This window comes from Streptomyces sp. NPDC048269, assembly GCF_040652395.1.
GTDB lineage: Bacteria > Actinomycetota > Actinomycetes > Streptomycetales > Streptomycetaceae > Streptomyces.
In genome coordinates, this window is the sequence record NZ_JBEZLW010000017.1 from 100469 (window position 1) to 122565 (window position 22097).

The 22097-nt window shown below is 72.8% G+C and carries 21 protein-coding genes, 1 tRNA gene and 1 pseudogene; 9 read left to right on the forward strand and 14 right to left on the reverse strand.

Features of this window, described 5'->3' with window-relative positions; genetic code table 11:
• Nucleotides 1-104 precede the first annotated feature (104 nt).
• Entirely contained in the window at nt 105-548 is a 444-nt protein-coding gene (soxR, locus tag AB0D48_RS20465) for a redox-sensitive transcriptional activator SoxR (RefSeq protein WP_362398469.1), read from the forward strand.
• Here soxR and AB0D48_RS20470 read toward each other — a convergent pair.
• From AB0D48_RS20470 to AB0D48_RS20485, 4 genes are all read right to left on the reverse strand, one after another.
• The gene (locus AB0D48_RS20470; RefSeq protein ID WP_362398472.1) at nt 529-1278 is read right to left on the reverse strand and encodes a 3-keto-5-aminohexanoate cleavage protein; all 750 of its coding nucleotides are present in this window, start codon (nt 1276-1278) and stop codon (nt 529-531) included. The two genes, soxR and AB0D48_RS20470, sit on opposite strands and share 20 nt — an antisense overlap.
• Nucleotides 1275-1856 carry a hypothetical protein gene (locus tag AB0D48_RS20475; RefSeq protein WP_362398474.1) on the reverse strand — a complete coding sequence of 194 codons (582 nt, stop codon included), beginning with the start codon at nt 1854-1856 and terminating at the stop codon, nt 1275-1277. Before AB0D48_RS20475 ends, AB0D48_RS20470 begins: the two co-directional genes overlap by 4 nt.
• A gap of 95 nt (nt 1857-1951) precedes the next feature.
• Nucleotides 1952-3253, reverse strand: coding sequence for a serine-threonine protein kinase (locus AB0D48_RS20480; protein ID WP_362398602.1), 1302 nt, complete (start codon nt 3251-3253; stop codon nt 1952-1954).
• Nucleotides 3254-3351: 98 nt separating this feature from the next.
• On the reverse strand, nt 3352-4602 hold the full coding sequence (locus AB0D48_RS20485; protein WP_362398477.1) for a DUF1343 domain-containing protein: 1251 nt from the start codon (nt 4600-4602) through the stop codon (nt 3352-3354).
• 99 nt (nt 4603-4701) lie between these two features.
• Between AB0D48_RS20485 and AB0D48_RS20490 the strand changes: the two genes are divergently transcribed.
• From AB0D48_RS20490 to AB0D48_RS20500, 3 genes are read left to right on the forward strand one after another with little or no spacing between them, the layout of a single operon-like run.
• Complete coding sequence (locus AB0D48_RS20490) at nt 4702-5475, forward strand: SDR family oxidoreductase (RefSeq protein ID WP_362398480.1); 774 nt, start codon at nt 4702-4704, stop codon at nt 5473-5475.
• Entirely contained in the window at nt 5472-7172 is a 1701-nt protein-coding gene (locus tag AB0D48_RS20495; protein WP_362398483.1) for an AMP-binding protein, read from the forward strand. The genes AB0D48_RS20490 and AB0D48_RS20495 overlap by 4 nt, the downstream gene beginning before the upstream one ends.
• Before the next feature lie 49 nt (nt 7173-7221).
• The gene (locus tag AB0D48_RS20500) at nt 7222-7827 is read left to right on the forward strand and encodes a TetR/AcrR family transcriptional regulator (RefSeq protein ID WP_362398486.1); all 606 of its coding nucleotides are present in this window, start codon (nt 7222-7224) and stop codon (nt 7825-7827) included.
• On the opposite strand, the pseudogene AB0D48_RS20505 reads toward AB0D48_RS20500, so the two are convergent.
• The 8 genes and pseudogenes from AB0D48_RS20505 to AB0D48_RS20540 all read right to left on the reverse strand — a co-directional run.
• A pseudogene (locus AB0D48_RS20505) lies at nt 7805-8341 on the reverse strand (alkene reductase); the annotation flags it as partial. The gene AB0D48_RS20500 and the pseudogene AB0D48_RS20505 overlap by 23 nt on opposite strands.
• 126 nt (nt 8342-8467) lie before the next feature.
• Nucleotides 8468-9682, reverse strand: coding sequence for an acyl-CoA dehydrogenase family protein (locus tag AB0D48_RS20510; protein ID WP_362398489.1), 1215 nt, complete (start codon nt 9680-9682; stop codon nt 8468-8470).
• Nucleotides 9683-9694: 12 nt separating this feature from the next.
• Nucleotides 9695-10735, reverse strand: coding sequence for a phosphotransferase family protein (locus AB0D48_RS20515; protein ID WP_362398492.1), 1041 nt, complete (start codon nt 10733-10735; stop codon nt 9695-9697).
• Nucleotides 10736-10890: 155 nt separating this feature from the next.
• Nucleotides 10891-11802: an MBL fold metallo-hydrolase gene (locus AB0D48_RS20520; RefSeq protein WP_362398495.1), complete on the reverse strand. Its 912-nt coding sequence runs from the start codon at nt 11800-11802 to the stop codon at nt 10891-10893.
• Between the two features lie 113 nt (nt 11803-11915).
• Nucleotides 11916-12212 carry a hypothetical protein gene (locus tag AB0D48_RS20525; RefSeq protein ID WP_362398498.1) on the reverse strand — a complete coding sequence of 99 codons (297 nt, stop codon included), beginning with the start codon at nt 12210-12212 and terminating at the stop codon, nt 11916-11918.
• 82 nt (nt 12213-12294) lie between these two features.
• A complete protein-coding gene (locus AB0D48_RS20530; RefSeq protein ID WP_362398501.1) occupies nt 12295-12612 on the reverse strand; it encodes a DUF202 domain-containing protein in 318 nt (105 codons plus the stop codon).
• Nucleotides 12609-13007 (reverse strand): DUF202 domain-containing protein, encoded by a 399-nt coding sequence (locus AB0D48_RS20535; RefSeq protein ID WP_362398504.1) that lies wholly within the window; start codon nt 13005-13007, stop codon nt 12609-12611. The genes AB0D48_RS20530 and AB0D48_RS20535 overlap by 4 nt, the downstream gene beginning before the upstream one ends.
• Nucleotides 13008-13016: 9 nt before the next feature.
• Nucleotides 13017-13547: an NUDIX domain-containing protein gene (locus AB0D48_RS20540; RefSeq protein ID WP_362398507.1), complete on the reverse strand. Its 531-nt coding sequence runs from the start codon at nt 13545-13547 to the stop codon at nt 13017-13019.
• 74 nt (nt 13548-13621) lie between these two features.
• On the opposite strand from AB0D48_RS20540, the gene AB0D48_RS20545 reads away from it, so the two are divergent.
• Nucleotides 13622-15277, forward strand: a complete 1656-nt coding sequence (locus AB0D48_RS20545; protein WP_362398509.1) for an FAD-binding dehydrogenase — start codon at nt 13622-13624, stop codon at nt 15275-15277.
• A gap of 77 nt (nt 15278-15354) precedes the next feature.
• Here AB0D48_RS20545 and AB0D48_RS20550 read toward each other — a convergent pair whose 3' ends face one another.
• On the reverse strand, nt 15355-15780 hold the full coding sequence (locus AB0D48_RS20550) for an ASCH domain-containing protein (RefSeq protein WP_362398512.1): 426 nt from the start codon (nt 15778-15780) through the stop codon (nt 15355-15357).
• Nucleotides 15781-16044: 264 nt separating this feature from the next.
• Between AB0D48_RS20550 and AB0D48_RS20555 the strand changes: the two genes are divergently transcribed.
• The 3 genes from AB0D48_RS20555 to AB0D48_RS20565 all read left to right on the forward strand — a co-directional run bounded on the left by AB0D48_RS20555 (nt 16045) and on the right by AB0D48_RS20565 (nt 20296).
• Nucleotides 16045-16992 carry a hypothetical protein gene (locus AB0D48_RS20555; RefSeq protein ID WP_362398515.1) on the forward strand — a complete coding sequence of 316 codons (948 nt, stop codon included), beginning with the start codon at nt 16045-16047 and terminating at the stop codon, nt 16990-16992.
• A gap of 100 nt (nt 16993-17092) precedes the next feature.
• Nucleotides 17093-18637: an APC family permease gene (locus AB0D48_RS20560; RefSeq protein WP_362398517.1), complete on the forward strand. Its 1545-nt coding sequence runs from the start codon at nt 17093-17095 to the stop codon at nt 18635-18637.
• 219 nt (nt 18638-18856) lie between these two features.
• Nucleotides 18857-20296, forward strand: coding sequence for an amino acid permease (locus tag AB0D48_RS20565; protein ID WP_362398520.1), 1440 nt, complete (start codon nt 18857-18859; stop codon nt 20294-20296).
• 119 nt (nt 20297-20415) lie between these two features.
• On the opposite strand, the gene AB0D48_RS20570 is transcribed toward AB0D48_RS20565, so the two are convergent.
• Nucleotides 20416-20500: transfer RNA gene (locus tag AB0D48_RS20570), tRNA-Leu, on the reverse strand.
• Nucleotides 20501-20668: 168 nt separating this feature from the next.
• On the opposite strand from AB0D48_RS20570, the gene AB0D48_RS20575 reads away from it, so the two are divergent.
• On the forward strand, nt 20669-21994 hold the full coding sequence (locus tag AB0D48_RS20575) for a M20/M25/M40 family metallo-hydrolase (protein WP_362398523.1): 1326 nt from the start codon (nt 20669-20671) through the stop codon (nt 21992-21994).
• Nucleotides 21995-22097 lie beyond the last annotated feature (103 nt).

The window sequence follows — 22097 nt, forward strand, 5'->3', positions numbered from 1 at the left end:
CTCTCACTCACGGATAGCGCTGGGCGAACAAGCGCTTGCTCAGCCCGCTCAGCATGGTGGGACCGCATGTGTATGTCAACGGCCCTCCGGCTACCCTCGGCGGGGTGCCGCAGATTCCCGAGAAAATCCACGAACTCACCGTCGGCCAGCTGTCCGCCCGAAGCGGCGCCGCCGTCTCCGCGCTCCACTTCTACGAGTCCAAGGGCCTGATCAGCAGCCGCCGCACCTCCGGCAACCAGCGCCGCTACACCCGCGACGCGCTGCGCCGGGTGGCCTTCGTACGCGCCGCCCAGCGCGTGGGCATCCCGCTGGCCAGCATCCGCGAGGCACTGGCCCAGCTGCCCGAGGAGCGCACCCCCAACCGCGAGGACTGGGCCCGGCTGTCGGAGGCGTGGCGCGCCGAGCTCGACCAGCGGATCAGCCAACTCGGGCGCCTGCGCGACCACCTGACCGACTGCATCGGCTGCGGCTGCCTCTCGCTGGAGAACTGCGCGCTGTCCAACCCGGACGACGTCTTCGGTGAAAAGCTCACCGGCTCGCGCCTGTAGGACCTGTTCCGGTCTCCGCTGCCCACACCTCCCGGGCCGCCGCCACCAGTTCGGCATTCGACCGAGCCGGCCGCCCGTCCGGGAGGTGCAGTACGTCGCCCACGCCGGTCCGCCCACCCGTACCGCACCGCGCGGCCAGCCGCAGCACCGGCCAGGCGGCGGCCTCCCGCCCGTACAGCAGCACCGCCACCGGCGGCAGCCCGCGCAGCCCGGCCACCAGCGCCGGATCGGCCGCCGCGAGCTCCAGCGCGAGCCGGACCCGCCCGGGGGTACGCACCGGCCAGGCCAGGAACCGCGCCATCGGCTCCGGCCCGGCCTCCCCGCCCAGCGGCACCACCGCCTCCACCGGGACCCCCCGCGCCAGCAGCGCCTCGGCCAGCTCCCCGGCCCCCGGCTCCGCGAAGCTCACCGCCGCCCGGTCCGGCAGCACCGACCAGGACCGGATCCGCTCCAGCCGCGCCGCCGGGTCGGGCTCGGCCCCCATGCCCGCGTCCACGCACAGGGGTACGCCGACCCCCGCGCCCCGCAGCGCCTCCAGCACCGGCCCGACCACTCGCGGCGACAGGCTCTGCCGGCCGCACGGGGTCCGCGGGTGCACCAGTACCTCCCCGGCTCCCGCGGCGACCGAGGCCAGCGCCGCCTCCGCCAGGTCCGGCGGGGACATCGGCACGGCCGGGCCGTCGGCGGCGCTCCGGGCGCCGTTCAGCGACACCGCCGGCGAGGGCGTCACGCGGCCCCCGCCGTCGGAGTGTCCGCCAGCGCCGGTCTCGGCACCACGATCCCGCAGCCCCCGCACACCGGACCGTCCCAGGCCCAGGCCCCCTCCCACGCCCGGACCGCGGCCGCGGTCGGCCACCGCAGCTCTTCCTCCCCGCAGACCGGGCACGCCGTGCCCGGCGCCGACTCCAGGGCGGTCACCAGCCGCCGCAGCACCTCGCCCAGCGCCCCCTGCGGCCGTACCCCCGGGTCCGCGCACCGCACCACCGCGTCCCCGCTCCCGCCCCACGCCCACTCCGGCCGGCGCAGCCCGTGGTGCTTCTCCCGTCTGCGCCGCTCCGCGAACTGGCGCTCGTACGCCAGCCAGACCGCCCGCGCGTCCTCCAGCTCCTCCAGCGCGGCGACCAGCCGCAGCGGATCCGCCCCCCGGTCCTCGGGGGCGATCCCGTGCCGGTCGCACAGGTGCCACCACGTGGCGCGGTGCCCGTACGGGGCGAACCGCTCCAGGCAGCGGCGCAGGGAATGGCGCCGCAGGGCCCGGTCGTTGCGCGCGTCACGCACCTGGTATGCCAGACTCCGGAATCCCGCCATCGCACCTTCACCTCCGCCGATGTGCCCAACATGCCCGGCCGGGCCGGGGTGCATGCGGGGGCGGTCGAGGCGTGCGGGTGGCACTTGGCCGGAAGTCAGCGCCCCATGCGCCCCGCGGCAACCACCAGCCGGGCCAGTTCCTCGTGGCAGATGTCGCTGTGCGCCCCCGAGGGGGCTCCGCCGCGCCGTACCACTGAACCCGCGTCCACGCTGACGCAACCGGTCGCGGGCACCCCCTCGCGCAGGGCCGCGTCGAGGGCCATGCGGGGCGCACCGGGTACGGCCTGCACCCCGTCGTGCCCGAGGGCGCCCCAGCGTTCGTCGAAACCCAGCAGTCCGGCCGAATCCCCCGCCATCCGGGACGCCAGCGGGTAGAACACCCGGAGCGAGGTGTCGTGCGGGGAATGGCAGGCCACCACCGGACCGTCGACCTTCCGCTGCAGGCCGTCCAGGGCGCCGCCGCGGCCCCTGTCGTGCGGCAGCCGGCCGGAGAACGCGTAGTGCGAGAAAGCCCCCTGGAGCAAGGTCAGCGACTTCACGTACCGGGCGCCTTCCGGCACGGCGCGCAGCGAGAAGGAGACCAGGCGCGCCCCGAAGCTGTGCCCGATCAGATGGACCCGCAGCTCCGGACGCTGCCGCGCCAGCTCCGCCAGCACCGGGCCGAGACCGCGCTCGCCGACGACTCCCGCCCGCTTCTTCATCCTGTAGTACGTCGCCTGCCGCAGCAGCTCCTTGGCGCCGTTCCACAGGGTGCGCGATACGCCGCCCAGTGCCAGGTCCCGCTCACCGGCGCCCCCGGGCTGCGCGCCCGCCTCGACCAGGGCGAGAGCCAGGACCCGGCACACCTCCAGGACGTCCTCCGCGAAGAGCGCGGGAACCGCCGGCGCGGCCGCCGTCGCCACCGCGTCCACCCCGGCCAGCTCCCGTACGAGGGCCCCGAACTCGATGAAGGCGGCCTCCGACTCCGGCCGCTCCTCCAGCAGTTCGGCCACCCGGTCCAGCTCCGCCCGCCGCCCGGGCCAGAACTCCCCGAGCGCCTGCCGGGTGCCGGGATCCAGCGCCGGGCCGAAGCCGGGCTCCCCGAGCGCGCCCAGCGCCTCGAAGTCCGGTATCGGCTCGTCGGAGAAGCGGATCGAGGGCCATACGACCCCCACGTACCCGAGCCGTACGCCCGGCCCCACCAGCCCCGGGAAGGGGGCGAAGAACCGGTCGTAGAGCCGGGTCGCGGTGGACCGGTCGCTGTTCCAGCCGTGCGCGAAGAGGAGCAGGTCCGTGGCCTCCATCCGGGACACCGCGCCCTGTGAGGCCCGGTCCACGTCCCCCTCGGAGTCGAAGGTCAGCTCCGCGTACGGCCCGACCCCGATCCCGGCTGCGCTCCGTACCGCGATGTCCGCCATGACGTCCCCCTCCACGCCGCCCTCCGGTGGGTCCAGCATCCTGCTGCCGCCCCCGCCCGGCCAGACCCGTGACGCCACCGGCTCACCGGCCGTCCCGGTCACCCGTAGAGCAGGTATTCCCCGCGCACCGCCCCGAACCGGGCCAGCCCCGCCGCCCAGTCGCCGGCGATCTCCTCCACCCCCGCCCCCGCGTCCACCAGCTTCCGCACCCGGTCGGCACCCGTCAGCTTGTCGATCCAGTGGTCCGTGCGCCAGGCGAAGCCGCTCCACGACCGCCGGGCGGTGACCAGCAGCCCGATCCCGGCCCGGACCGGATCGAAGGCCTCCCGGTCGTGCACGATCAGCCGGACCCCGCCGCACACCTTCCCCGCGTGCTTGGAGAACGTGGGCGTGAAGTACGCCTCGCGGAACCACACCCCGGGCAGCTCCAGAGCGTTCGCCGCCTCCGCCCACCGCCGGTCGACGCCCTCCGCGCCCACCACCTCGAACGGCGTGGTCGTCCCGCGTCCCTCGGACAGGTTCGTCCCCTCGAACAGGCAGGTGCCGGCGTACGCGAGGGCCGTGTCCGGGGTCGGCATGTTCGGGCTCGGCGGTACCCAGGGCAGCCCGGTCTCGCCGAAGAACGAGCCCCGCCGCCATCCGCTCATCGCCACCGTCCGCAGCCTGACGGGCCCTTCGGGAAAGGACCCGCCGGTCAGGAACTCGCCGTTGAAGAGCCGGGCCAGTTCGGCCGCCGTCATCCCGTGCGCGAGCGCGATCGGCTCCCGCCCCACGAAGCTCGCGTACGGGCGCTCCAGCACCGGCCCCGCGGCCCGCCGGGCGCCCACCGGATTGGGACGGTCCAGCACCACCACCGCCTTGCCGGCGAGGGCGGCCGCGCGCATGCAGTCGTACAGCGTCCAGATGTAGGTGTAGAAGCGCGCCCCGACGTCCTGGATGTCGAAGACGACGGTGTCGATCCCGGCCGCCGTGAACACGTCCGCGAGCCGCTGCCCGCTCTTGTCGTACGTGTCGTACACGGGCAGCCCGGTCGCCGGATCCCTGGAGGCCCCCTCGGAGCCCCCCGCCTGAGCCGTGCCGCGGAACCCGTGCTCGGGTCCGAACACCGCGACCAGATCCACACGTTCGTCCGCGTGGAGCACGTCGACCAGGTGGCGGGCGTCGGCGGTGATGCCGGTGGGGTTGGTGACCACCCCGACCTTCTGACCGGCGAGTTCGGCGTACCCGTCCGCGGCGAGCCGCTCGAAACCGGTCCGCACCCGCCCCGCACGTGGGGCACCCGCCCCCACGGCCCCCGCCGCCCCCATGGCCCCCGCCAGTCCCAGCACCCCGCGTCGCGACAGCGTCATCCGGCCACGCTACGAGTCGCACCCCTTCCGTCCGGACATACCGACTGGTTAGTCTGCTCGCCATCCAGTATTGGGGGCCGGCGTCCGGCCGCACGAGAGGTGATCCCCGTGAGCGAGTACCAGGACCAGCGAGTCGTCGTCACCGGCGCGGGCGGCGGCATCGGCGCCGCCCTCGCACACCGCTTCGCGGCCGAGGGCGCCACGGTGGTGGTCAACGACCTCGACGCGGCCAAGGCCGCCGCGGTGGCCGGCGCGATCGGGCCCCGGGCGATCCCGGTGCCGGGGGACGCGTCGACGGTCGTGGCCGAGGCCCGCGACGCCCTCGGCGGCGGGATCGACATCTACTGCGCCAACGCCGGACTCGCCTCGGGCGGCGACGCGTTCGCCGACGAGGCCGTCTGGGAGGCGGCCTGGGACACCAACGTCATGGCCCACGTGCGCGCCGCCCGGCTGCTCCTGCCCGACTGGCTGGAGCGGGAGAGCGGCCGCTTCGTGTCCACCGTCTCCGCCGCAGGACTGCTGACCATGATCGGGGCGGCGCCGTACAGTGTCACCAAGCACGGTGCGCTCGCCTTCGCGGAATGGCTCTCGCTGACCTACCGCCACCGCGGTGTGCAGGTCCACGCCATCTGTCCGCAGGGGGTGCGCACCGACATGCTGACGGCTGCGGGATCGGCGGGCGACCTCGTCCTCGCGCCGACCGCGATCGAGCCGGAAGCGGTCGCTGACGCACTGTTCGACGGCATGGAGAAGGGCCGGTTCTTGATCCTCCCGCACCCCGAGGTCGCGGACTTCTACGCCGCCCGCGCCACCGAACCGGACCGCTGGCTCAGCGGCATGAACCAGCTCCAGCAGAAGTGGGAGACCCGGTGACCTCCCCGTATGCCGCCAAGCCCTGGCTCGGGCTGCTCAGCCCGGCCCAGCGCGCGCCCGTCACACCGCCGCCGACCGTGCTGCACCTCTTCCGCGAGGCCGTGGCACGGGCCCCCGAGCGCACCGCGCTCGCCTATTTCGACGGCCGCACCGACTACGCCGGGGCCGACGTGCTGTCCGACTCCCTCGCGGGCCACCTCGCGGCGCACGGCGTCGGCCGCGGGGACCGGGTCGCCGTCATGCTGCAGAACACCCCGCACTTCGTGCTCGCCGTGCTCGCGGCCTGGAAGGCCGGGGCCGTCGTGGTCCCGCTCAACCCGATGTACAAGGCCGGCGAGGTCGGGCACATCCTGCGCGACTCCGGGGCCGCCGCGCTGGTCTGTGACGGCCACGTGTGGACGGCGTACGTGCGCGAGGCCGCGCGCGGTACGGACGTGCGCGCCGTCCTGACCGCCCGCGACCAGGATTTCCAGACCCGCGACGACGCACGGCTCTTCGCCCCGGCGGCCGTACCGGATCCGCGCCCCGCACCGGACTCCGTCGCCGGGCCGTCGGGCGGACGGCCGGCCCCGCAGGCCGCCGACCTCACCACCGTGGCCGGCCAGGGCCACCCCGCGCCGGACGACCCGCACCTCACCGCCGCCGACACCGCCCTCATCAGCTACACCTCCGGCACCAGCGGCACCCCCAAGGGCGCCATGAACCCGCACGGCGCGCTCACGTACAACGCCGTCCGCCAGGTGACCGGCCACCCCGTCCCCGAGGGCGCCGCCTACTTCGCCCTCGCGCCCCTCTTCCACATCACCGGCATGGTCTGCGAGCTCGCCGCCTGCTTCGCCAACGCCGGCACCCTCGTCCTCGCGCACCGCTTCGACGCCGGGGTCGTGCTCGACGCCTTCCTGGAGCACCGCCCGGCCTACACCGTCGGCCCGGCCACCGCCTTCATGGCCCTGGCCGCGCACCCCGGCGTCACCCGCGACCACTTCGCCTCGTTCCAGGTGATCTCCTCCGGCGGAGCCCCGCTGCCGCCCGCCCTCGTGGAACGCCTCCGCGCCGCCTTCGGCTTCTACCTCCGCAACGGCTACGGCCTCACCGAGTGCACGGCGCCCTGCGCCTCGGTTCCCGCGCACCTCGAAGCCCCCGTCGACCCCGCCTCCGGCACCCTCTCGGTCGGACTGCCCGGCGCCGACACCGTCGTGCGCATCCTCGACGAGCGGGGCGCCGAGGCACCCGTCGGCGAGACCGGCGAGATAGCCGTCCGCGGCCCCCAGGTCGTGCCCGGCTACTGGGGCCTGCCCGCCGACACCGCCAAGGCGTTCCCCGACGGCGAACTGCGCACCGGGGACGTCGGGTTCATGGACGCCGACGGCTGGCTCTACGTCGTCGACCGCAAGAAGGACATGATCAACGCCTCCGGCTTCAAGGTCTGGCCGCGCGAGGTCGAGGACGTGCTCTACACCCACCCCGCGGTCCGCGAGGCGGCCGTGGTCGGCGTCCCGGATCCCTACCGCGGGGAGAGCGTGAAGGCGTACGTCAGCCTCCGCCCCGGCACCTCCGCGGAGCCGGGGGAGCTGTCCGCCTACTGCGCCGCGCGCATCGCCGCGTACAAATACCCGCGCCAGGTGGAGATCCTGCCTGTCCTTCCGAAGACCACCAGTGGCAAGATCCTGCGACGGGAATTGCGCGAGCGCGGCTGAAAACAGTCGGACGGTCGTACAGGAGCAATGGGAAGGGAAGGTCGGCGCCATGGCTGCCAGGACCACGGAACCCGAAGGCACGCACGAGGCCCCGGTACCGCAGCGGCTGCTGGCCGTCGCCACCAGGCTGTTCGCCGAGCGGGGCTACGACCGCACGTCCGTGCAGGAGATCGTCGAGGCGGCCGGGGTCACCAAGGGCGCGCTCTACCACTACTTCGGGTCCAAGGACGACCTGCTGCACGAGGTGTACGCACGGATGCTGCGCCTGCAACAGCAGCGGCTCGACGCGGTGGCGGGGTCCGACGCGCCCGTGGAGGAGCGGCTGCGGGCGGCCGCCGCCGACGTGGTGGTGACCACCATCGAGAACCTCGACGACGCGGCGATCTTCTTCCGGTCGATGCACCAGCTCAGCCCGGAGAAGTCCAAGCAGGTGCGGGCCGAGCGCCGGCGCTACCACGAGCGCTTCCGGGCGCTGGTCGAGGAGGGCCAGCGTACGGGGGTGTTCTCCAGCGCCACCCCCGCCGACCTGGTGGTGGACTACCACTTCGGGTCCGTGCACCACCTGTCCACCTGGTACCGCGCCGACGGCCCGCTCACGCCCCAGCAGGTCGCCGATCACCTCGCAGACCTGCTCATGCGCGCACTGCGCCCGTGAGGGCCTCCAGGGTGGGGTAGTCGGTGTAGCCCTCCGCCCCCTGCACGTGCATCAGGAACTCCGGGCGGACCTCGTTGAGCGGCGCGCCCGTGCGCAGCCGCTCCACGAGGTCGGGGTTGGCGAGGAAGCCCCGGCGCAGGGCGACCAGGTCGGCTCCTTCGGCCAGTAGCCGTTCGCCCCGCCGCTTGCCGCCGCCGGCCGCGACCTCCTCGCGGGGGAGGGCCGGGTTCGCGATCAGCGCGCCGGGCCAGGCCTTGCGGATCTCCGCGAAGCCGGGCCGGCCGGGGTCGGCGTGGACCTGGTGCAGGTAGACCGGCTCGATGTCCGCCAGGGCCTCGAGCAGCGCCGGGTAGATCCTCTCGGTGTCCCCCTCCTCGACGCCGTTGACGTTCACTCCGGGCGAGATCCGTACGCCGACCCGCTCCGGGCCGACGGCCTCGGCGACGGCCCGGACCACCTCGACGGTGAACCGGATCCGCTCTTCCGCCGACCCGCCCCACGCGTCGGTACGTCGGCCGCCCGGAGGGCGTGCCAGGCCCCGCCGGCCAGAGGAGACTTCGACGACACGACCTGGGCCAGGGCCTGTCGTCAGGGCCTGAGCGCTGTCCGGGGGCCCCGGACAGCGCTCAGGCCCAGGTCCCTACATGTAGCGCTTCAGCTCGCGCCTGGCCAGCGAGCGCTGGTGGACCTCGTCCGGTCCGTCGGCCAGCCGCAGCGTCCGCGCCGCCGCCCACAGTTCGGCCAGCGGGAAGTCCTGGCTCACCCCGCCCGCGCCGTGCAGCTGCACCGCCTGGTCGAGGATCCCCACCACCGCCCGCGGGGTCGCGATCTTGATGGCCTGGATCTCGGTGTGCGCGCCCCGGTTGCCGGCCGTGTCCATCAGCCAGGCCGTCTTCAGCACCAGCAGTCGCAGCTGCTCCACCGTGACCCGGGCGTCCGCGATCCAGTTCTGCACGACGCCCTGTGCGGCCAGCGGCTTGCCGAAGGCGGTACGGTCCACCGCGCGCCGGCACATCAGCTCGATGGCCCGCTCCGCCATGCCGATCAGCCGCATGCAGTGGTGGATGCGGCCGGGGCCGAGCCGCGCCTGGGCGATGGCGAAGCCGGTGCCCTCCTCGCCGATCAGGTTCGCGGCCGGGACCCGCGCCCCGTCGAAGACGACTTCGGCGTGGCCGCCGTGGTCGTGGTCCTCGTACCCGTACACCGTCATGGCCCGGCGCACCTCGACCCCGGGGGTGTCGCGCGGGACCAGGATCATCGACTGCTGGCGGCGCGGATCGGCGCCTTCCGGGTCGGTCTTGCCCATCACGATGAAGATCCTGCAATCCGGGTTCATCGCCCCGGAGATGAACCACTTGCGCCCGGTGACCACGTACTCGTCACCCACACGCTCGATCCGGGTCTCGACGTTGGTCGCGTCCGAGGACGCCACGTCCGGCTCGGTCATCGCGAAGGCGGACCGGATCTCCCCGGCCAGCAGCGGCTCCAGCCACTGCTTCTTGTGCTCCTCGCTGCCGAACTGCGCGAGCAGCTCCATGTTCCCGGTGTCCGGGGCCGCGCAGTTGGTGGCCGTCGGCGCCAGGTGCGGGCTGCGGCCGGTGATCTCGGCGAGCGGGGCGTACTGGAGATTGGTCAGTCCGGCGCCGTACTCCGCGTCCGGCAGGAAGAGGTTCCACAGGCCCTGGCGGCGCGCTTCGGCCTTCAGTTCACCGAAGACGGCCGGGGTGTCCCAGGGCGAGGCCAGCCGCGCGCGCTGCTCGGCGGCGACGGGTTCCGCCGGGTAGACGTACTCCTCCATGAACGCGAGCAGCCGCTCGCGGAGTTCCTCGGTCCGGGCGTCGAATGCGAAGTCCATGAGTGGGATGCCTCAGCCTTCCTGGAGTTCCTGGAGGGTGGTCAGCCCGTGTTCGATGAAGACCGGGACCAGCTCGCCGATCCGGTCGAAGCCCGCGCCGACCGTCTGCCCGAGCGTGTAGCGGTAGTGGATGCCTTCGAGGATCACCGCGAGCTTGAACCAGGCGAAGGCCGTGTACCAGGCGATCGCACGGGTGTCCCGGCCGGAGCGGGCGGCGTACCGTTCGATCAGCTCGGCGGGCGTCGGATGCCCCGGCGCCCCGCTCGTCGTACTGACCGGAGATTCGGTCAGGCCCAGGTCCGAGCTGTACATCACCAGCAGCCCGAGATCGGTCAGCGGATCGCCCAGCGTGGACATCTCCCAGTCCAGCACCGCCCGGATCGTGTCGTCCGGCCCGCCGATCAGTACGTTGTCCAGCCGGAAGTCCCCGTGCACCACGGTCGGAGCGGGGGAGTCGGGCAGCGCCCGGCCGAGCGCGGCGTGCAGCTCGTCGATCCCGGCGAGCTCACGCCCCCGCGAGGCAGCGAGCTGCTTGCCCCAGCGGCGCAGCTGCCGGTCGAGGAAGCCCTCGGGCCGGCCGAAGGCGCCCAGCCCCACGGCCTGCGGATCCACCGCGTGCAGCTCGACCAGGGTGTCCACGAGGCCCAGCACCGCCCGTCGGGTGCGCTCGGGGCCGATCGCGGCGAGCTCGCCCGCCGTGCGGTACGGCACCCCCTCCACGTACTCCATGACGTAGAACGGCGCTCCCAGGACGGAGTCGTCCTCGCACAGGAGCAGTGGCTCGGGCACCGGCACGGCCGTCCCGTGGAGGGCCGCGATCACCCGGTGCTCGCGCCGCATGTCGTGCGCGGTGGCCAGGACGTGGCCGAGCGGGGGACGGCGCACCACCCAGCGGGCGGAGCCGTCGGTGACCGCGTACGTCAGGTTCGACCGGCCCCCCTCGATCAGCCGGCCGCTCAGCGGCCCGGTCACGAGCCCGGGTCGCGCGGCGTCGAGATGGCCGCGCAGCCGCTCCAGATCGAGGCCTCGCGGATCGTCCGGGGCTGGGGTCATGCTGGGCACCTCCGTACGGGGTGGACGGTTGCTGACGGGTTGCTCAGAGGCCATCATGCCGACCAGTCGGTATGCCGTCCAGAGGCGGGCCGAAAGAACTCCTCCGGCCGCGCCCCGCCGGCGTTCGGGTCGGACAGGCCAGTCAGGCGTGCGAGTCAGGCGTGGCAGAGGATCGGCGTCCCGCCGTTCATCACCGTCATGTCCCGCAGCACCGCCAGGATGTCCAGCGGAGCACCCTCCGGCTCCCCGCCCAGTTCCGCGTAGGCCCGGTGCAGGTTCGCCACCAGCCGCTCGCTCTCCCGCCAGGCGGCGAACTCGCCGAGATCGGCCCGCCGGGCGGCCTCCAGCGGGGTCAGCCCCTTCCCGCGACCCTCCGCGGCCAGTTCGGCCACGTACCGCAGATAGCGCTCGGTGGCCTCGTAGGCCGACCCGTCGGTCAGGGGCCCGTGGCCCGGTACGACGGTGTCCGCGTCCAGCGAGCGCAGCAGCTCCAGCGCCCGCAGCGAGCCGGCCAGCGAGCCCATCGCCAGGAACGGTGTCCCCTCCGCGAAGACCAGGTCGCCCGTGAACACGACCCGCTGCCGGGGCAGCCACACGATCGAGTCGCCGGTGGTGTGCGCGACACCGGGGTGGATGACCCGCACCTCCGTCTCGCCGACGTGCAGGGTCATCCGCTCGCTGTAGGTGAGGTCGGGCGCCGTGATGTCTATCGCGCCGAAGTCCGTCGCGGGCCAGATCATCTCCAGCTGGTGCCCGGCGGTGAGCTGCTCGGTCCGCGCGTTGTCGTGACCGACGATCAGTGCCCCGGGGGCGAACACGCCGTTGCCGTAGGTGTGGTCGCCGTGGTGATGGGTGTTCACCACGGTGCGGGGGAGCGGCACCCCGGCCGTCACGACCGCCTCGCGCAGGGCGAGGGCCCGCCGCTCGGTGGCGGCGGTGTCGACGAGCAGCGTCCGGCCGCCGTCGCTGACGAAGCCGGCGTTGTTGAGGCACCAGCCGCCGTCCGGCTGGACGTAGGCGTACACCCCTGGTGCGGGCTGGACGACGTAAGGCTCATCGACGGGCATCTGCGCTCTCCCCGGGTCGCTTTGACGGGCGGTCGGCATCCTGCCAGCCGTCGCGGCGCCGGGGGAGGGCGGGTACCGCTCCTGACCGGACTTCCGGTCAGTTCCCGCGCAGGTCAGTGATCGTCGTAGTGGCCGTCGTGCGCGGCGTGCCGGTGTCCGTCGTGTACGTAGTCGACGTGGTCCCCGTGCCGCACCGACTCGTGCCCGCAGTCCGGGCCGTGGGCGTGCGTGTGGCCGTCGTGGGCGGTGTGTCCGGGGCTCTCGCACTCGTCCCAGTGCCCGGAGTGTTCCCGGTGGAGGTGGCCGTCGTGCGCGTAGTCGACGTGATCGCCGTGCGGAACGGCCTGGTGCCCGCAGTCGGCGCCGTGGACGTGCTGATGCGTGGGATGTTCCTGGTGCATGGTCGTCATGACGCCGAGGCTAGTGCGGATCGACCGGTATCGCCCGTTGTGTCCGAGTGGCGCGCAGAAGCCCGATCATCCGACCGGCAGTTCAGATGATCACGGCCATCGCGAAGGCCGCCAGTGCCACCGTGCACGCCACCACCGCCAGGGCCGACCGCGGCGCGAGCCCCCGCGACGGCCCGGCCGCGAGCTCCCGGATCCGCCGGTGCGCCACCCACAGGAACGCCAGCCAGACCAGCGCGGTCACCGCCGCCCCGGCCACCTCCACCGGCCTCCCGGACCCGCGGACCGCCTGCCGCAGCGCGAGGACCGCCACGACCGAGCAGGCCAGCGTCGTACGCCGCCACGCGAGCCGGGTCCGCTCGGGCTGCAGCCCGGCATCGCGGATCTCGCCGGAGGCACTCACCGCCCCGACGTCCAGCCCAGCAGCACGAGCACCACCATCGCCGCCGCGACCAGCCCGACCCCCAGGCTCAGGACCACCGGGAACCGCGACAGCGGCAGATCCTCGCCCCGCCGCATCGCCCGTTCGCACCGCACCCAATGGTTCACGGCCCGCAGCGCACAGGCCGCACCCACCGCGAGCAGCGACAGGGCCATCCCGACCCGCACCCCCCACCGCAGGTCCGGCAGGAACTGGTCGACGGCGAAGCCGCCGCCCACCAGCGCCAGTGCGGTCCGGATCCAGGCCAGGAAGGTCCGCTCGTTGGCCAGCGAGAAGCGATAGTCGGGGGTCTCGCCCTCGTCCCTCAGGCGCGACGGCGAGAACCACAGGCGCAGGTCCCTGACGAAGGCGATCACCCGGCCAATCTACTGGCGCGGCCCCCGGAACTCCCGCAGCCGCCGGTACGCCTCCAGCCCGTCCGGCACCCACGCCCACGACCCGTCCGCGACGCGCCGCTCCAGCTCCTCCTCGGTCAGGTACGTGTGCCAGTCCACCTCCGACTCCTGCGGGGCCACCGGCAGCTCGCACCGCACCTCGTGCACGTACGACCACCAGGCCCCGCCCGGGCCCTCGTACAGGAACTTGAACAGCGGCACGGGCTGCGGCAGCCCGTGGACCCCCAGTTCCTCCTCGGCCTCCCGCAGGGCGGCCTCCGCGTAGCTCTCGCCGGCGCCCAGCACCCCGCCCACGAACATGTCGTAGTGCGAGGGGAACACGAGTTTCGAAGCAGTCCTCCGGTGGACGAAGATCCGCCCCCGCGCGTCCCTGGCCTGCACGAACACACAGCGGTGGATCAGCCCGGGGGCGTACACCTCGCCCCGCGCGGCCCGTCCCGTCACCCGGTCGTCCCGGTCCACCACGTCCAGTACTTCATCAGCGGCACTCACGGCATTCATCCAATCACCGCTGTTGACTGGTTACCGCTCCGTAGCCAAAGATCGCCCCACCACCGACGGAGGACGGGTATCGCATGACGTACGACGCAGACGTGATCGTGATCGGCGCCGGGCTGGCCGGACTCGCGGCCACCGCCGAACTCGTCGACGCGGGCCGCAAGGTCATCCTGCTCGACCAGGAACCCGAACAGTCCATCGGCGGCCAGGCCCACTGGTCCTTCGGCGGCATGTTCCTCGTGGACTCGCCCGAGCAGCGCCGGATGCGGATCAAGGACAACCACGCGCTCGCCCTCCAGGACTGGCTGGGCACCGCCGGATTCGACCGTGCGGAGGACGCCTGGCCGCGCCGCTGGGCCGAGGCCTACGTGGACTTCGCGGCCGGTGAGAAGCGGTCCTGGCTGCACGCGCAGGGCGTGCGCTTCTTCCCGGTGGTCGGCTGGGCGGAGCGCGGCGGCTACGACGCCGACGGCCACGGGAACTCCGTCCCCCGCTTCCACATCACCTGGGGCACCGGCCCCGGCCTGGTCGCGCCCTTCGAACGGCGGGTCCGCGCCGGCGTGGCCCGCGGCCTGGTCCAGCTGAGGTTCCGCCACCGGGTGACGGGCCTGTCCCGTACCGCGGGCGCCGTCGACACCGTGACGGGCGAGATCCTGGAGCCCTCCGACGCCGTACGGGGCACCGCGAGCAGCCGCGAGGCCACCGGCGCCTTCTCCCTCCGGGCCCAGGCCGTGATCGTGACCAGCGGCGGCATCGGCGGCAACCACGACCTCGTACGCGCGCAGTGGCCCGACCGGCTCGGCACCCCGCCGCGGCGCATGCTCTCCGGGGTCCCCGCCCACGTGGACGGCCTGATGCTGGGGATCGCGGAGGGGGCGGGCGCCAGCCACATCAACAAGGACCGGATGTGGCACTACACCGAGGGCATCGAGAACTGGAACCCGATCTGGTCCCGGCACGGCATACGCATCCTGCCCGGCCCGTCCTCGCTCTGGCTGGACGCGACCGGCAAGCGGCTGCCCGTGCCCCTCTTCCCGGGTTTCGACACCCTCGGGACCCTCGACCACATCATGAAGACCGGCCACGACCACACCTGGTTCGTGCTCAACCAGCGCATCATCGGCAAGGAGTTCGCCCTCTCCGGCTCCGAGCAGAACCCCGACCTCACCGGCAAGTCCGTCCGCGACGTCATCTCCCGCGCGCGGCAGGCCGTGCCCGCCCCGGTCAAGGCGTTCATGGACCACGGCGCGGACTTCGTCGTGGAGCGAGATCTGTCCGCGCTGGTGCGCGGGATGAACGCCGTCACCAAGGACGACCTGATCGACGAGGCCGCCCTGCGCCGCGTGATCACCTCCCGGGACCGGGAGATCGCCAACCCGTTCACCAAGGACCTCCAGGTCACGGCGATCCACGGCGCCCGCAAGTACCTCGGCGACAAGCTGATCCGCACGGCCGCACCGCACCGGATCCTGGACCCGCAGGCCGGGCCGCTGATCGCGGTACGGCTGTCCATCCTGACCCGCAAGTCCCTGGGCGGCCTGGAGACCGACCTCTCCTCGCGCGTCCTGACTGCTGGGGGCGAACCGCTGCCCGGCGTCTACGCGGCGGGCGAGGCGGCCGGCTTCGGCGGCGGCGGCGTCCACGGCTACCGCGCCCTGGAGGGCACCTTCCTGGGCGGCTGCGTCTTCTCGGGCCGGGCGGCGGGCCGGGCGGCGGCCGCCGCTGTCGGCTGAGGTGCCCGCCGGACCGCCGTTCACCCGCAGGCCCGCACCCCGCGCTGCTCCCGGTCCCTCCGGGGGCGGCGCCCCGGTCAGCCCAGCCGCTCCACGACGCGGAACCGCTCCGCCACCACGAGGGTCTCGTCGCCCACGGTGAACCCCGGGTCGCCGAGGACGGCGCGCATCTCCTCGCCGTGCCAGAACCGCTCGTGCGAGGTGCGCCATTCGGCCACCGACGCGTATCCCTCGCCTTCGTCCAGCGCGTGCCGCAGGGTGACGTCCGCCAACCGCAGCACCTCCACGCCCGTCACCTCCAGGACCGCCACGCCGCGCTCCCCGGAGTCGACGACGAGGAAACGGTCGCCCGGCTCCGGCAGGCTCTCGCCCTCGGCCCCGTACACCGCGAGCACACCCGTGGTGCTCGTCTTCGCCCCGCTCAGCACCGCCGCCACCAGCTTGTCGCGCAACGGCCCGGGAAAGGCGAACAGGTAGTGCGGGAGATCCGAGTGGTCCGTCATGGCCTCACCCTACGGCGCCCTGCGCCACCGCGGCCGGTTCGGGCCGCCCGCCCTAACTCGACACCGTGCGATACCAGTTGAAACCCGCCACGCAGCGGACCGGACCTTGACTCGGAGCTGGGCGTACCGCTTTGCTGTCCGTGATCACCGGTTCGCTCACCGGCATGATCCACCCGACCGTCCGGCCACGCGACTCATGTGCACCGTGCACGGATTCAGGCCACGCCCACTCCGCCCGCCCGCGTCCTGGAGGGAAACCCGCGGATGTCCCCGCCTCCGCCGCCCCTCGGCCGCGCCCGCAAGCGCGACGCCCAGCTCTTCGACCCGGCCCTCTGTGACGCCGAACTCGTCGACGTACGCTCCCAGTTCACCCAGGGCCGCTGGTCCCGGGCCCGATCCCTGCTCGTCGGCACCGGCGACGACTGGGACCGCCGAGGCCACCGCATCGTCGTCCTCGCCGAGACCCCGGCGGCCACCGCCTGGGCCCGCGAATGGCTGCTCGCCGAACCCGAGAGCGCCGACGCCGCCACCCTCCTCGCCTGCGCCGCCGTCTTCACCGCCCTGCGTCGCAAGGGCACACCGGCCGCCGCCGAGGAAGCCTGCCGCCGGGCCGCCGCGCTGCTCCCCGCCGACCCGACCCCCTGGCTCGGCCTGCTGCTCCTGTCCAAGGCCTTCGGCAGCGAGGAGGAGTTCAGCCGCCTCTTCGACCAGGTCAGGGCACGGCACCGCGAGCACCACCACGCACACCACCTGATGGTCGCCAAACTCGCCGAACGCACCCCTGCGGCCGGCCAGGACCCCCTCCACGAGGTCTACGACTTCGCCGCCTGGGCCGCCGAGGAGTCCCCGGCCGACTCCCCGCTCGCCGTGCTCCCGGTCATCGCCCACGCGGAGCGCTACCGGGTGCTCGCCGCCACCCAGGGCCACAGCTCCCAGAGCGCCGCCGCCCACTGGTCCGGCCGCCGCGCCCGCCAGGTGCTGCGCTCCGCCTTCGACTGGTGGCTGGAGTGGGAACGCGAGGACCACCCCCGCAACCGCGTCGACCTCAACTTCCTCGCCCACGCCAAGCTCTGCGAGGGCCGCCCCGCCGAGGCAGCCGCCCTCTTCCAGCGCATCGGCAGCCACGCCACCCGCGCCCCCTGGTCCTACCCGGACCTCGACCCGCACAAGGCCTTCCTCGCCGCGCGCAGCGCCGCGCTCGGCACCGCCTGACACCGCACCCGCGGAGCACCCCGGAACGATCCCGTACCGCCGAACGATCCCGTACCCCCGAAAGCCCCCGCATCACCCGCATCCCCGAAAGGACGCCGCCATGCCGACGGGCAGATCCACCACGCTCCAGGACCCGGCCGAGATCCGCACGTACAAGGGCCAGGACCGCGCTCTGCGGGCCGACCGCCTCGGCACCGCCGGCCTGCTGCTCTCCGTACTCGCCGCCAGCGCGCCCCTGATGGTGGTCGCCGGTGTGATGCCCACCACCTTCGGCGTCATGGGCATCGTGGGCCAGCCGCTGCTCTTCGTCATCCTCGGCGCCGTCCTCGCGCTCTTCAGCATCGGCTACGCCGAGATGAGCCGCCACGTCCACAACGCCGGTGCCTTCTACGCGTACATCGCCCGCGGCCTCGGCCCCACCGCGGGCGCCGGCGCCGCCCTCGTCGCCCTCGTCGCGTACAGCGCCATGCAGGTCGGCGTCTTCGGCATCCTCGGCTTCGAGATCTCCGGCCTCTTCGCCACCTACCTGAAGATCGAACTCGCCTGGTGGATACCGGCGCTGCTCGCCGTCGCCGCCACCGGCGCCCTCGGCTGGCTCAAGATCGACCTCAACGCCAAGGTGCTCGGCGTCCTCCTCCTCATCGAGTGCGTCCTCGTCGTCGTCTTCGACGTCGCCGCCCTCGGCAAGCCCGGCGCCGAAGGCCTCTCGCTGCACGCCTTCAACCCCGGGACCCTGAGCGGTCCCGGCCTCGGCACCGCCCTCTGCTTCTGCATCGCCGCGTTCGTCGGCTTCGAGCAGTCCCCGGTGTACGCCGAGGAGACCAGCAAGCCGCACATCGTCGTCTCCCGGGTGATGTTCCTCGCCGTCGGCTTCGTCGCCCTCTTCTTCGCCCTGAGCGCCTGGGCCCTGACCGTGGCCACCGGCCCCGCCGAGGTCGTCAAGACCGCCGGGGAGGCCGGCCCGGGCCTGCTCTTCCAGCTCACCGAGGAGCGCCTGGGCGCCACCTTCACCGACGTCCTGCACGTCCTCTTCGTGACCGGCATGTTCGCGGCCATGCTCAGCTTCCACAACGTGGTCGCCCGCTACGCCTTCGCGATGGGCCGCGAAGGCCTCCTCCCGGCCGCCTTCGGCCGGACCAACGCGGGCACCGGCGCCCCCGGCACCGGGTCCCTCCTGCAGACCGCCGTCGCCGCCCTCGTCGTGATCGCCTTCGCCGTCACCGACGACCTGCCCGCGGGCGACCCCACGGCCCCCGTGCTGCACCTGTTCACCTGGATGGGCAGCGTCGGCGCCCTCGGCGTGACCCTCCTCATGGCCGCCGCCTCCTTCGCCGTCATCGCCTTCTTCGTCCGCCGCGGCACCGCCGGCGCCCAGGTCTGGCGGCTCGTCGCGGCCGGCGCCGCCGGTATCGCGCTGCTCGCCATCGCCGTCTACACCGTGAAGGACTTCGGCGTCCTGGTCGGCGCCGAGGAGGGCTCCGCGCTCAGCTGGGCGCTGCCGGGCATCATCGCCGCCGCCGTCGTGATCGGTCTGGTCCACGGGGCGGTGCTGCGCAGCCGCCGCCCCGAGGTGCACGCCCGCATCGGCCTGGGCAACGAGGCCTTCCGCCTCGACCAGGCGGCAGAGGCCACCACCGCCGACTGACCCCGGGGCCTGGCATTCCAGCGCCCAAAAAGCCCCCGACACCCCTTTCCAAGGTCGTCGGGGGCTTCGTGCGTGTGGGCCGATTTTGGCGGCTGGCGGACCCCCATGGTCTCCTGGGGCGATCAAAACGACCGAACCGCTGCACAGGGGACACCACCCAGCTCCCCTGCGCGGCGGTCCGGGCCTGCCTGTCCGACCCCCACGAAGGCGAAGTCATACATGAGTGACCGCACCTTGACCGAGGCTCCCGCCCCGGCGTCTTCCCGCCATGTCGACGCCGGTGACGAGGGCTACAGCAAGGACCTGAAGTCCCGCCACATCAGCATGATCGCGATCGGCGGGGCGATAGGCACCGGCCTGTTCCTCGGAGCCGGTGGCCGCCTCGCCGGAGCCGGCCCGTCCCTCGCGATCGCCTACGCGGTGTGCGGGATCTTCGCCTTCTTCGTCGTCCGGGCCCTCGGCGAGCTCGTGCTCTACCGCCCCTCCTCCGGAGCCTTCGTCTCCTACGCCCGCGAGTTCATGGGGGAGAAGGGCGCCTACACGGCCGGCTGGCTGTACTTCCTGAACTGGTCCACGACCACCGTGGCGGACATCACGGCCGCCGCGACCTACGCCCACTTCTGGTCGCTGTTCACCGACGTCCCCCAGTGGGTCCTCGCCTTCATCGCCCTCGCCGTCGTCCTCACCGCGAACCTGATCTCGGTGAAGTACTTCGGCGAGATGGAGTTCTGGTTCTCCCTGGTCAAGGTCGCGGCCCTGGTCGTCTTCCTGATCGTCGGCATCTGGCTCGTGGCCACCAGCCACGAGATCGGCGGCCACACTCCGGGCCTGGCCTCCATCACCGACAACGGCGGCCTCTTCCCCGCCGGCGTCCTCCCGATGCTGCTGGTGATCCAGGGCGTGGTCTTCGCGTACGCCTCCGTCGAGCTCTGCGGCGTCGCCGCCGGCGAGACCGAGAACCCCGAAAAGATCATGCCGAAGGCCATCAACTCGATCATGTGGCGCGTGGGCCTCTTCTACGTCGGCTCCGTGGTCCTGCTCGCGCTGCTGCTCCCGTACACGGAGTACAGCTCGGACCAGAGCCCCTTCGTCACCGTTTTCGACAAGCTCGGCATCCCCGGCGCCGCCGGCGTAATGAACCTGGTCGTCCTGACGGCCGCCCTCTCCAGCCTGAACTCCGGTCTCTACTCCACCGGCCGGATCCTGCGGTCGATGGCCATCTCCGGTTCCGCGCCGAAGTTCACCGCCCGCATGAACAAGGGCAAGGTCCCCTACGGCGGGGTCCTGTTCACCGCCGCCTTCGGCGTCGCCGGTGTCGTCCTGAACTACTTCATGGAGGAGGAGGCCTTCGAGCTCGTCCTCAACTTCGCCTCGCTCGGCATCCTCGGCACCTGGGCGATGGTCATGATCTGTTCGCTGTTCTTCTGGCGCCGCGCGAAGCAGGGCCGGGTGGAACGGCCCGCCTACCGCCTGCCCTGGGCCCCGTACACCCAGGTCGTCACCCTCGTCTTCCTCTTCACGGTCCTGGTCCTGATGTGGTGCGACGGCGGTGTGGGCCGCACCACGGTCATGTTCGTCCCGGTCATCGGCGCCGCCCTGGTCGGCGGCTGGTTCCTGGTCCGCCGCCGCGTGGCCGCCCTCGCCGCCGCCCGCGACTGACCGTCCCGCCCGACCTGCCCGACCACGGGGTCCCGCTGCGCGCGGGGCCCCGTAGTCGTTTTCCCGGCAGGTGCGAGGGCAACGAAAAAGGACCCCGCCGAAGCGGGGTCCTTCTCTTGTGTCCGAGGGGGGACTTGAACCCCCACGCCCGATAAAGGGCACTAGCACCTCAAGCTAGCGCGTCTGCCATTCCGCCACCCGGACAAGGTGTCTGTCTCGCGTCCCTCGCGGGCCGTTCCGACGTGGAAAACATTACCAAACATTCCGGGGTCCCCGATCACACCCCCCGGCGGCCGGGGATCGCCCTTGGGGAGAGGGGCCGGGAGCGGGAGGATGGAGGCAGTTCGGTACTGATCAGTGGGAGGAAGCAGCGTGAGCGAGTCGAGCGCGGGCAGGACCGTCTCCGGCGAGGACGAGGTCGTCGACCTCTGCCGGGACCTCATCCGGATCGACACCAGCAACTACGGGGACCACTCGGGCCCCGGGGAACGCAAGGCGGCCGAATGGGTCGCCGAGAAGCTCGCCGAGGTCGGGCTGGAGCCGCAGGTCTTCGAGTCGCACAAGGGGCGCGCCTCGACGGTGGCGCGGATCGAGGGGGAGGACCCCTCCCGGCCCGCGCTGCTCATCCACGGGCACACCGACGTGGTTCCGGCCAACGCCGCCGACTGGACCTACGACCCGTTCGCGGGGGAGATCGCCGACGGCTGCGTGTGGGGCCGCGGTGCCGTCGACATGAAGGACATGGACGCGATGACGCTGGCCGTCGTACGCGACCGCATGCGCAGCGGGCGCAAGCCCCCGCGCGACATCGTGCTGGCCTTCCTCGCCGACGAGGAGGCGGGCGGCATCTACGGGGCCCGGCACCTCGTCGACAAGCACCCGGGGCTCTTCGAGGGCGTCACCGAGGCCATCGGCGAGGTCGGCGGCTTCTCCTTCACGGTGAACGAGAACCTGCGTCTCTATCTCGTGGAGACCGCCCAGAAGGGCATGCACTGGATGCGGCTCACGGTGGAGGGCACCGCGGGCCACGGCTCCATGACCAACAACGACAACGCCATCACGGAGCTCTGCGAGGCCGTGGGGCGGCTCGGACGCCACCAGTGGCCGGTGCGCGTGACCAAGACCGTACGGAGCTTCCTGGACGAGCTTTCGGACGCGCTCGGCACCCCGCTGGACCCGGACAACATGGACGCCACGCTCGCCAAGCTCGGCGGCATCGCCAAGATGGTCGGCGCGACGCTGCGCAACTCCGCCGCTCCGACGATGCTCGGCGCCGGCTACAAGGTCAACGTCATCCCCGGCCAGGCGACGGCCCATGTCGACGGCCGCTTCCTGCCGGGCTACGAGGACGAGTTCTTCGCCGACCTCGACCGCATCCTCGGCCCCCGGGTCAAGCGGGAGGACGTGCACGGGGACAAGGCCCTGGAGACGGACTTCGACGGCCGTCTGGTCGACGCGATGCAGGGCGCCCTGAAGGCCGAGGACCCGATCGCGCGGGCCGTCCCGTACATGCTCTCGGGCGGTACGGACGCCAAGTCCTTCGACGACCTCGGCATCCGCTGCTTCGGCTTCGCGCCGCTGCAGCTGCCGCCCGAGCTGGACTTCGCCGGGATGTTCCACGGCGTGGACGAGCGGGTGCCGGTCGACGGGCTGAAGTTCGGCGTGCGCGTCCTCGACCGATTCATCGACAACGCCTGAGAATCGCAGAGGTGTGCGCAAACCACTGAGAAGAGTGAATGCACTCATACGCTCGTAGCCCCGGTGATCCTTCCTCGTTACAGGTGGTGCGGTCCGCGGCTGG